8 protein-coding genes and 1 pseudogene are annotated in these 6862 nt (G+C 59.2%); 6 read left to right on the top strand and 3 right to left on the bottom strand.

Annotated features, from left to right (window positions below; translation table 11 throughout):
- The 5 genes and pseudogenes from QWL29_RS26145 to QWL29_RS26125 all read left to right on the top strand — a co-directional run.
- Positions 1-371 (top strand): transposase (locus QWL29_RS26145; protein ID WP_305825783.1); only part of this gene is annotated, 371 nt, incomplete at its 5' end.
- 341 nt (positions 372-712) lie between these two features.
- Positions 713-1015 (top strand): putative quinol monooxygenase, encoded by a 303-nt coding sequence (locus tag QWL29_RS26140; RefSeq protein WP_066419950.1) that lies wholly within the window; start codon positions 713-715, stop codon positions 1013-1015.
- A gap of 137 nt (positions 1016-1152) precedes the next feature.
- Positions 1153-1416, top strand: coding sequence for a hypothetical protein (locus QWL29_RS26135; protein ID WP_305825782.1), 264 nt, complete (start codon positions 1153-1155; stop codon positions 1414-1416).
- Between the two features lie 33 nt (positions 1417-1449).
- Positions 1450-2536, top strand: a pseudogene (locus tag QWL29_RS26130) (IS3 family transposase).
- A gap of 215 nt (positions 2537-2751) precedes the next feature.
- Positions 2752-3756 (top strand): LLM class oxidoreductase, encoded by a 1005-nt coding sequence (locus QWL29_RS26125; protein ID WP_305825781.1) that lies wholly within the window; start codon positions 2752-2754, stop codon positions 3754-3756.
- A 91-nt stretch (positions 3757-3847) separates the two neighbouring features.
- Here QWL29_RS26125 and QWL29_RS26120 read toward each other — a convergent pair whose 3' ends face one another.
- Positions 3848-4840, bottom strand: a complete 993-nt coding sequence (locus QWL29_RS26120; protein WP_305825780.1) for a zinc-dependent alcohol dehydrogenase family protein — start codon at positions 4838-4840, stop codon at positions 3848-3850.
- A 9-nt stretch (positions 4841-4849) separates the two neighbouring features.
- Positions 4850-5854: a zinc-dependent alcohol dehydrogenase family protein gene (locus QWL29_RS26115; RefSeq protein WP_305825779.1), complete on the bottom strand. Its 1005-nt coding sequence runs from the start codon at positions 5852-5854 to the stop codon at positions 4850-4852.
- A 119-nt stretch (positions 5855-5973) separates the two neighbouring features.
- On the opposite strand from QWL29_RS26115, the gene QWL29_RS26110 reads away from it, so the two are divergent.
- Positions 5974-6399, top strand: coding sequence for a winged helix-turn-helix transcriptional regulator (locus tag QWL29_RS26110; protein ID WP_305825778.1), 426 nt, complete (start codon positions 5974-5976; stop codon positions 6397-6399).
- Positions 6400-6482: 83 nt separating this feature from the next.
- Here QWL29_RS26110 and QWL29_RS26105 read toward each other — a convergent pair.
- Positions 6483-6862: transposase (locus QWL29_RS26105; RefSeq protein ID WP_305825777.1), on the bottom strand; the 380-nt coding region annotated here is incomplete at its 5' end.

Below are 6862 nucleotides of genomic sequence, written 5' to 3'. Positions count from 1 at the left end.
AGATTGCCAGCGTCAGCGGCGACGGCGCTTACGATACGAAGGACTGTCATGAAGCCATCGCGTTGCGCGCCGCGCATGCCATTATCCCGACCCGTAAGAACGCTAAGCCCTGGAAGGCAAACCGCTGTGGCGCCGATGCACGTAATGACATCCTGCGCACGACAACAAGGGTGGGACGGACAATCTGGAAGAGATGGAGCGGCTACCACCGGCGCAGCCTTGTTGAAACCAAGATGCGCTGCTTCAAGCTGCTGGGCGAGCGTGTCATGGCGCGCGACTTTGACCGTCAGGTCGCCGAGCTGCAAGTGAGGGCTGCCGTTCTAAATCGCTTCACTCGGCTGGGTACTCCGATTACGGTCCCAGTGTTATAAAACGGACTACAAATAGCGCCAGCTCGGCCTGTGCTCGATTTGCTCAACAAAGCCGTCTGCACATCTGCGATCCAACTGCAAGCAACCGCAACGAACTGCTGCTGTCTCTACCAATATTTCTTGCTTGCCCTGTGAGCAACATCGCCATATGCTATACTGAAACGCTTTTACCATCCGGTATTGGCTGCGCATTCAATCGGCATCGGTCCTTCGCTAGCGAACTGCTTTCGGGCACGTGAAGAAAGCCGCTTCGCCGCAAGTGGTGGCGGTCCGGTCATCATTGCATTCGGCTCGCTGGAAAATGCGTAAATTGCTGTCTTTTTAATAACAGGAGATATGTCATGGTCAAACTCGCGTTGTTCGTTCGTCTTGAAGCCAAGCCAGGTAAGGAGAAAGACGTAGAAAGCTTTCTGTTAAGTGGTCTTCCCCTCGTTCAGGCAGAGCCAGCTACTACAGCTTGGTTCGGCATCCGCCTGGGGCCGTCAACCTTTGGCATCTTTGACGCGTTTCCAGATGAGGCTGGGCGGCAAGCTCATCTTTCAGGCGAAGTCGCGGCCGCGCTCATGGAAAAAGCGGGTGAGTTATTCGCCCAGCCGCCGTCAATCGAAAAGGTTGACGTTCTTGCGGCAAAGCTGCCGGGCTGAGCAAGCCCGACAAGTCGCTCAAGTCGACGGCTCACTGGCGGCGCCAGCGAGTCGTAGCTTGGCGCGGGCGTTGAACGACCGCTTCATGGAGTCGGCAAGACCTGCTTACGGGTCGATAGTGGTCGGCCGCAACACTTTTGATGAAAGGCGTCTTTGACGCGGTCACGCTCTCGAAGGAGCTGATCAAAACGGTATCCGAGCAATCTAAATTAAGCTTGCCAAGCCTCTTAAGTTTGCAAAAGAACCGATGGATGCCGTACCTGTTTGCCGCCTGCATGCGCAGCGCTGGCGCCCCCCTTACCGCAGGCGAAATCGCCATGGCATCGCTGCTGTTCCGCGACGTCATCGATTACACGCGCGTGCGCATCCACGGTAATCCCCCCACAAAAAAGCGCGTTTAGATGTAGAATTTTCTACTTAACAGAAAGCTCTACATGAAGACGTTCCGCTTTACCGACAGCCAGATCATCGCCATCCTCAAGCAAGCCGAAGCCGACAGCCCCGTACCCGAGCTGTGCCGCGAGCACGGCATCAGCAACGCCACGTTCTACAAGTGGCGCGCCAAGTACGGCGGTATGGATGCGTCGCTGATGGCACGCATGAAGGAACTCGAGGACGAGAATCGGCGCCTGAAGAAGATGTATGCCGAGGAGCGCCTAAAGGCCGAGATTGTCGCAGAGGCGTTGACAAAAAAGTGGTAGCGCCATCTCTGCGGCGAGAGATGGCGCGGTGGGCCATGACACAGCGGTCAGCCACGATTAACCTGGCGTGCCGGACGTTTGGCATCAGCCAGACCTGCTACCGATACAAGGCCAAGCTGGACGCGGAAAACAGCGTCATCGCTGATTGGCTGATGCGATTGACGAACAACCAGCGCAACTGGGGTTTTGGGCTGTGCTTTCTGTACCTGCGCAACGTCAAAAATTTTAAATGGAACCACAAAAGGGTCTACCGCATTTACCTTGAGCTCGAGCTGAACCTCCGGATCAAGCCGCGCCACCGCCTGGTGCGCGAGAAGCCGCTGCCCCTGGCCGTGCCGACCGCGATCAACCAGAGCTGGTCCATGGACTTCATGCATGACCAGCTTGCCGACGGACGCAGCATCCGCCTGTTCAACGTCATCGATGACTTCAACCGCGAAGGCTTGGGTATCGAGGTCGACTTCTCGCTGCCATCCGAACGCGTCATCAGGTCGCTGGACCGAATTATCGAATGCAAGGCACACCGGATGCGATCCGTTGTGACAACGGTCCAGAGTACATCAGCGCCGTGACCTTGGCTTGGGCAGCCAGACGTGGAATCCGCATCGATTTTATTCAGCCCGGCCAGCCTCAGCAAAACGCTTACGTGGAGCGTTACAACAGGACCGTGCGGCACGATTGGCTGGCTCATCACCTCTTTGAAACGCTCGACGAGATCCAGGAATTTGCCACTCGCTGGCTGTGGACCTACAATCACGACCGGCCCAACATGGCACTCGGCGGCATTACACTACAACAGAAACTTGCTCTTGCCGCTTAACCTCTACTTTTAGCTCGCTCTAAAAATGGGGAGATTACCATCAAGCCAGTGATCGACAAGGTCTACGCCTTCCAGAACACGGTGCAGGCCTACGAGCACCTGGCGCGCGGTGCGTTTGGCAAGGTCGTGATCAAGGTAGCCGACTGATTTTGGCCCCCAGCCGGCCGGAAGCCCCGGCCTGCGATACGGCCAAATCCACGCACAAGGAGCAAACAATGGACGACACTACAGTACCGCGCGAGTGGCGCTTTTCCGAGCACGTCGAGCATCATGCTGGTTTCCGGCGAATGTTCGCGCCCGGCCGGCTGACACTCGGATTCATCTTGCCACTGGAGGCATACCCCGATATGCCGGCGCCGACGATGCGCGATCATGTCACCGTCATGCGCTACGCCGACCAGGCAGGCTTTGCAGGTGTATGGGCGCGTGACGTCCCACTATTCGATCCGATGTTCGGTGACACCGGACAGCTGTACGAACCGTTCACCTATTTAGGTTTCCTCGCCGCCAGCACCCAGAGCATCGCACTGGCCACAGGCAGCGCGGTAATCACCCTGCGCCATCCGCTGCTGCTGGCGAAACAGGCTGCATCGGTCGACCAGCTTTCCGGCGGCCGCATGGTACTTGGCATTTCGTCAGGCGATCGCCCGAGCGAGTACCCCGCATTTGGCATAGAAGGCGATTTCCAGACGCGCGGCGAGCGATTCCGCGATGCGTTCGGGATGTTCCGGGCCAGTTTGCAGGAAGCGTTCGCCGTGCACGACTCCGAACGTTTTGGCAGGTTGGATGGGAGTCTGGACCTCCTCCCAAAGCCGCCCCACGGACGAATTCCGGCCATCGTCACTGGACGCAGCCGCCAGGATCTGGAGTGGATTGCGCGGCATGCGGATGGCTGGCTTTACTACTTCGTCAATCCCGAACACCTGGCACCGATCGTGTCGACATGGCGCGACGTTGTGCAGCGGGAGACGCAGTCGGGCATCTTCAAGCCGTTTGCCCAAGGCCTGTTCTTCGACCTGGCTGACGACGCAAATCACCCCTTGATGCGCATCCATTCCGGCCTGCGGGTCGGGCGCAACAGGCTGATCGACTACCTCGGCGGCTTGCAGCAGCTGGGCGTCAACCATGTCGCCTTCAACCTGAAAGCATCGCGCCGGCCGGCTACCGAGGTGCTGCAGGAGCTTGCCGAATTCGTCCTGCCGGCGTTTCCGTCGAACTGATCATCAACAGCGATCGCCCCGTCCAGTAATGCTGTCGGACGAGGCGAAGTCTTGCCGCGCTTCCACGCTGAGAAAATACGTTGCAGCGCTCTCAAACTGTCATCACGATCTTGCCGAACTGCTGGTTCGATTCGAGGTATTCGTGCGCTGCCACGACGTCACTCAGCGAGAAGACCCTGTCCACGAGCGGCCGGAGGATACCGGCTTCGATTCCTGCCGAGATAAAAGTCCGGACGCGCTGCAGCGCTGCTGCATCCTCGGTCACTTCCGTGTACACGAAACCACGCACAGAAAGACTGCGCTTCAAAGCCAGCTTCAGCGGAAACGGCGTCGCATCGGGACTGAGTGCGCCGTGCACGACAATCGTTCCGCGCTTGGCCATGGCCCCTGCGAGCTGGTTCACTTGCGGACCGCCGACCGCGTCGAACGCGCACTGGATCCCGTACGGCGCCAGTTCGCGCAGGCGGCTCTCCAACGGCTCGTCTGACGTGCTGATGACGGCTTCGGCTCCAGCAGCCAACAGTGCATCGCGCTTTGTGCTGGTCAGTGTCACCGCGATGGGCCGCGCACCCACCTGCCGTGCAACCTGTAGCGCAGCCAAGCCTACGCTGCTTGATGCAGCGGTGATGGCAATCCAGTCTCCTTTGCCAAGTCCTCCGGCCTCCACGAGACCGCCGTATGCGGTCAGATAGGCCATCCACAGGCCAGCTCCCTCCACCGCGGACAAGCCGGCCGGTTGCGGGACAAGGTGGGTAGCGGGAATCAACGCATGCTCGGCATAGGTGCCATATCTGCCGAGCTCGAACCCGGGCAGGACGCCGACCATGTCGCCGACCGCGAATCCTTGCACCGACGGGCCAAGTGCAGCGATCATGCCAACCGCCTCGAAGCCCAGCATGGATGGCAGTTGCGCCGTCTCGAGATACTGGCCCATGCGGAACATCTTGTCCGCCCGATTCAAGCCGATCGCCTGCACCTCGATGAGTACTTCGCCATCTGCGGCCTCAGGGACACTGCGCTGCTCCAACCGCAATACACCCGGGCCGCCAAGTTCATGAAATCGAACCACCTGCGACATGGTCATACCCATCCTTCAGGAAGCGACGTCGATCACGATCTTGCCAAGGGCCTTGCCGGCCTCCTGAGCGTCATGCGCGGCATGCGCGTCGGCCAAAGTGTAGCGCCGTTCGTCGACCAAGGGTTTCAGTTTGCCCTGCTCCGCCAGGCGGGTCGCCTCGCGCAGAATGTCGCCATGGTGGGCTCGTCCTTCACCGCTCAACATGGGGAGCAGCACGAAGATACCGGACAATGTCACGCAGCGCAGAGAGCCTGGCGCCAGATTGTGCTCCGCGAAAGCGTAGCAGCTGAGAACGTGTCCATAAGGCCTGGCCGCAACAAGTGAGTCGTCCAGCGTCTGTCCGCCGACGGTGTCATAGACCACGTCGAAGCCAACGCCATTTGCATACTTCGCGACGTAGTCCACGACCTTGGCGTCGCGATAATCGATGGGCGTAGCGCCGTAGCCTTTGATGACGGCGTGCTTAGCCGCCGACGCAGTCGCATACACGTCGGCGCCGAGCGCATGGGCGATCTGCACTGCCACGTGACCAACACCACCCGCGCCGCCCTGGATCAGCACGCGCTGGCCAGCATGTACGCCGGCACGGTCGACCAGACCTTCCCAAGCGGTCAGAAACACCAGCGGCAACGCAGCCGCTTCGCGCATACTAAGGTTCTTCGGCTTCGGTGCCAACAGGCGAGCGTCGACGGCCGCGTATTCGGCGAGCGTTCCCGGGATGCCACGCACGCCGCCAGCCAATCCGTACACTTCGTCGCCGACCTTGAAGTCGCTCACGTCTTCACCGACCTCGACGACCGTGCCCGCCAGATCGGTGCCGAGAATCGCAGGCAGTTCGGGCATGGCATACGGCGCTGCACCGGTGCGGATCTTGTAGTCGATCGGATTGACGCCGCTGGCAGCGATCTGTACCAGCACTTCGCCCGCTTTCGGTGCTGGCCGGGTCACCTGGGTATCGATGAATTTGCCGTCGGCGTAGTCGTTCAGGACGAGTGCGCGCATGGTGGCTTGGGTAGTCATGTATTGGTTCCTTGTGAATGTGGCCCTTGGGGGCAAACTGAATGTGGGGTAATATTGATCCATAAGGTCCCGCCTGTAAATTAGGCACTTTTTAGGATCATAGGCACCTATAGGTAACCATGGCTTCCACCGTTCGTCACCCCCCCGATCCACTGGTCATCAGTGAAACCTGTCCACCGCGGCGTATCCACTTGCTATTGACGCCCAAATGGACGTCCATGGTGATCTACGTCCTAAGTTTCGGTCCGCTACGGACTGGCCAGTTACAGCGCAGCATGCCGGGAATTTCGAAGAAGATGCTCACCCAGACCTTGCGCGAGCTCGAAGCCGACCAGCTGTTGTCGAGGAAGGTGCACCAGGTGGTTCCACCCGCAGTCGAATATTCACTGACGGAGCTTGGACAGAAGTTCGTCGAGCCTTTGCTGGCACTTTACGATTGGGCCGAAGCCAATTCCGTACTGCTCGATACGGTAGAACGCAACAGAGCAGCTTCCGGCCAAGCCGAGATCGTCGAAGATGAAAGCGAAGCCTTGCCGCTTTCCTGAGTCGCCGAGCTGATTGTTGTATTCGACGAGGCTTTGTTGCGTAAATCGAGCGAAGGCCGAGCTAACGCCATTTGTAGTTCGTTTTATAACATTGGGACCGTGACTGGAGTACCCAGCCGAGTGAACCGGTTCAGCACGGCAGCCCGCACTTGTAACTCGGCAACCTGACGGTCAAAGTCGCGCGCCATGACACGCTCGCCCAGCAGCTTGAAGCAGCGCATCTTGGTTTCAACGAGGCTGCGTCGGTGGTAGCCGCTCCATCTCTTCCATATTGCCCGTCCCAGCCTTTTTGTCGTCCGCAGGATGTCATTACGTGCATCGGCGCCACAGCGGTTTGCCTTCCAGGGCTTGGCGTTCTTATGGGTCGGGATGGTGGCATGCGCGGCACGCAACGCGATGGCTTCATGACAGTCCTTCCTGTCGTAGGCGCCATCCCCACTGACGCTGGCAATCTTCTCGTCAG

This window comes from Massilia brevitalea, assembly GCF_030711405.1.
Classification (GTDB): domain Bacteria; phylum Pseudomonadota; class Gammaproteobacteria; order Burkholderiales; family Burkholderiaceae_D; genus Telluria; species Telluria brevitalea.
The sequence above is the reverse complement of the archived record's forward strand: the minus strand, read 5'-3'. Positions and strand labels throughout refer to the sequence as shown.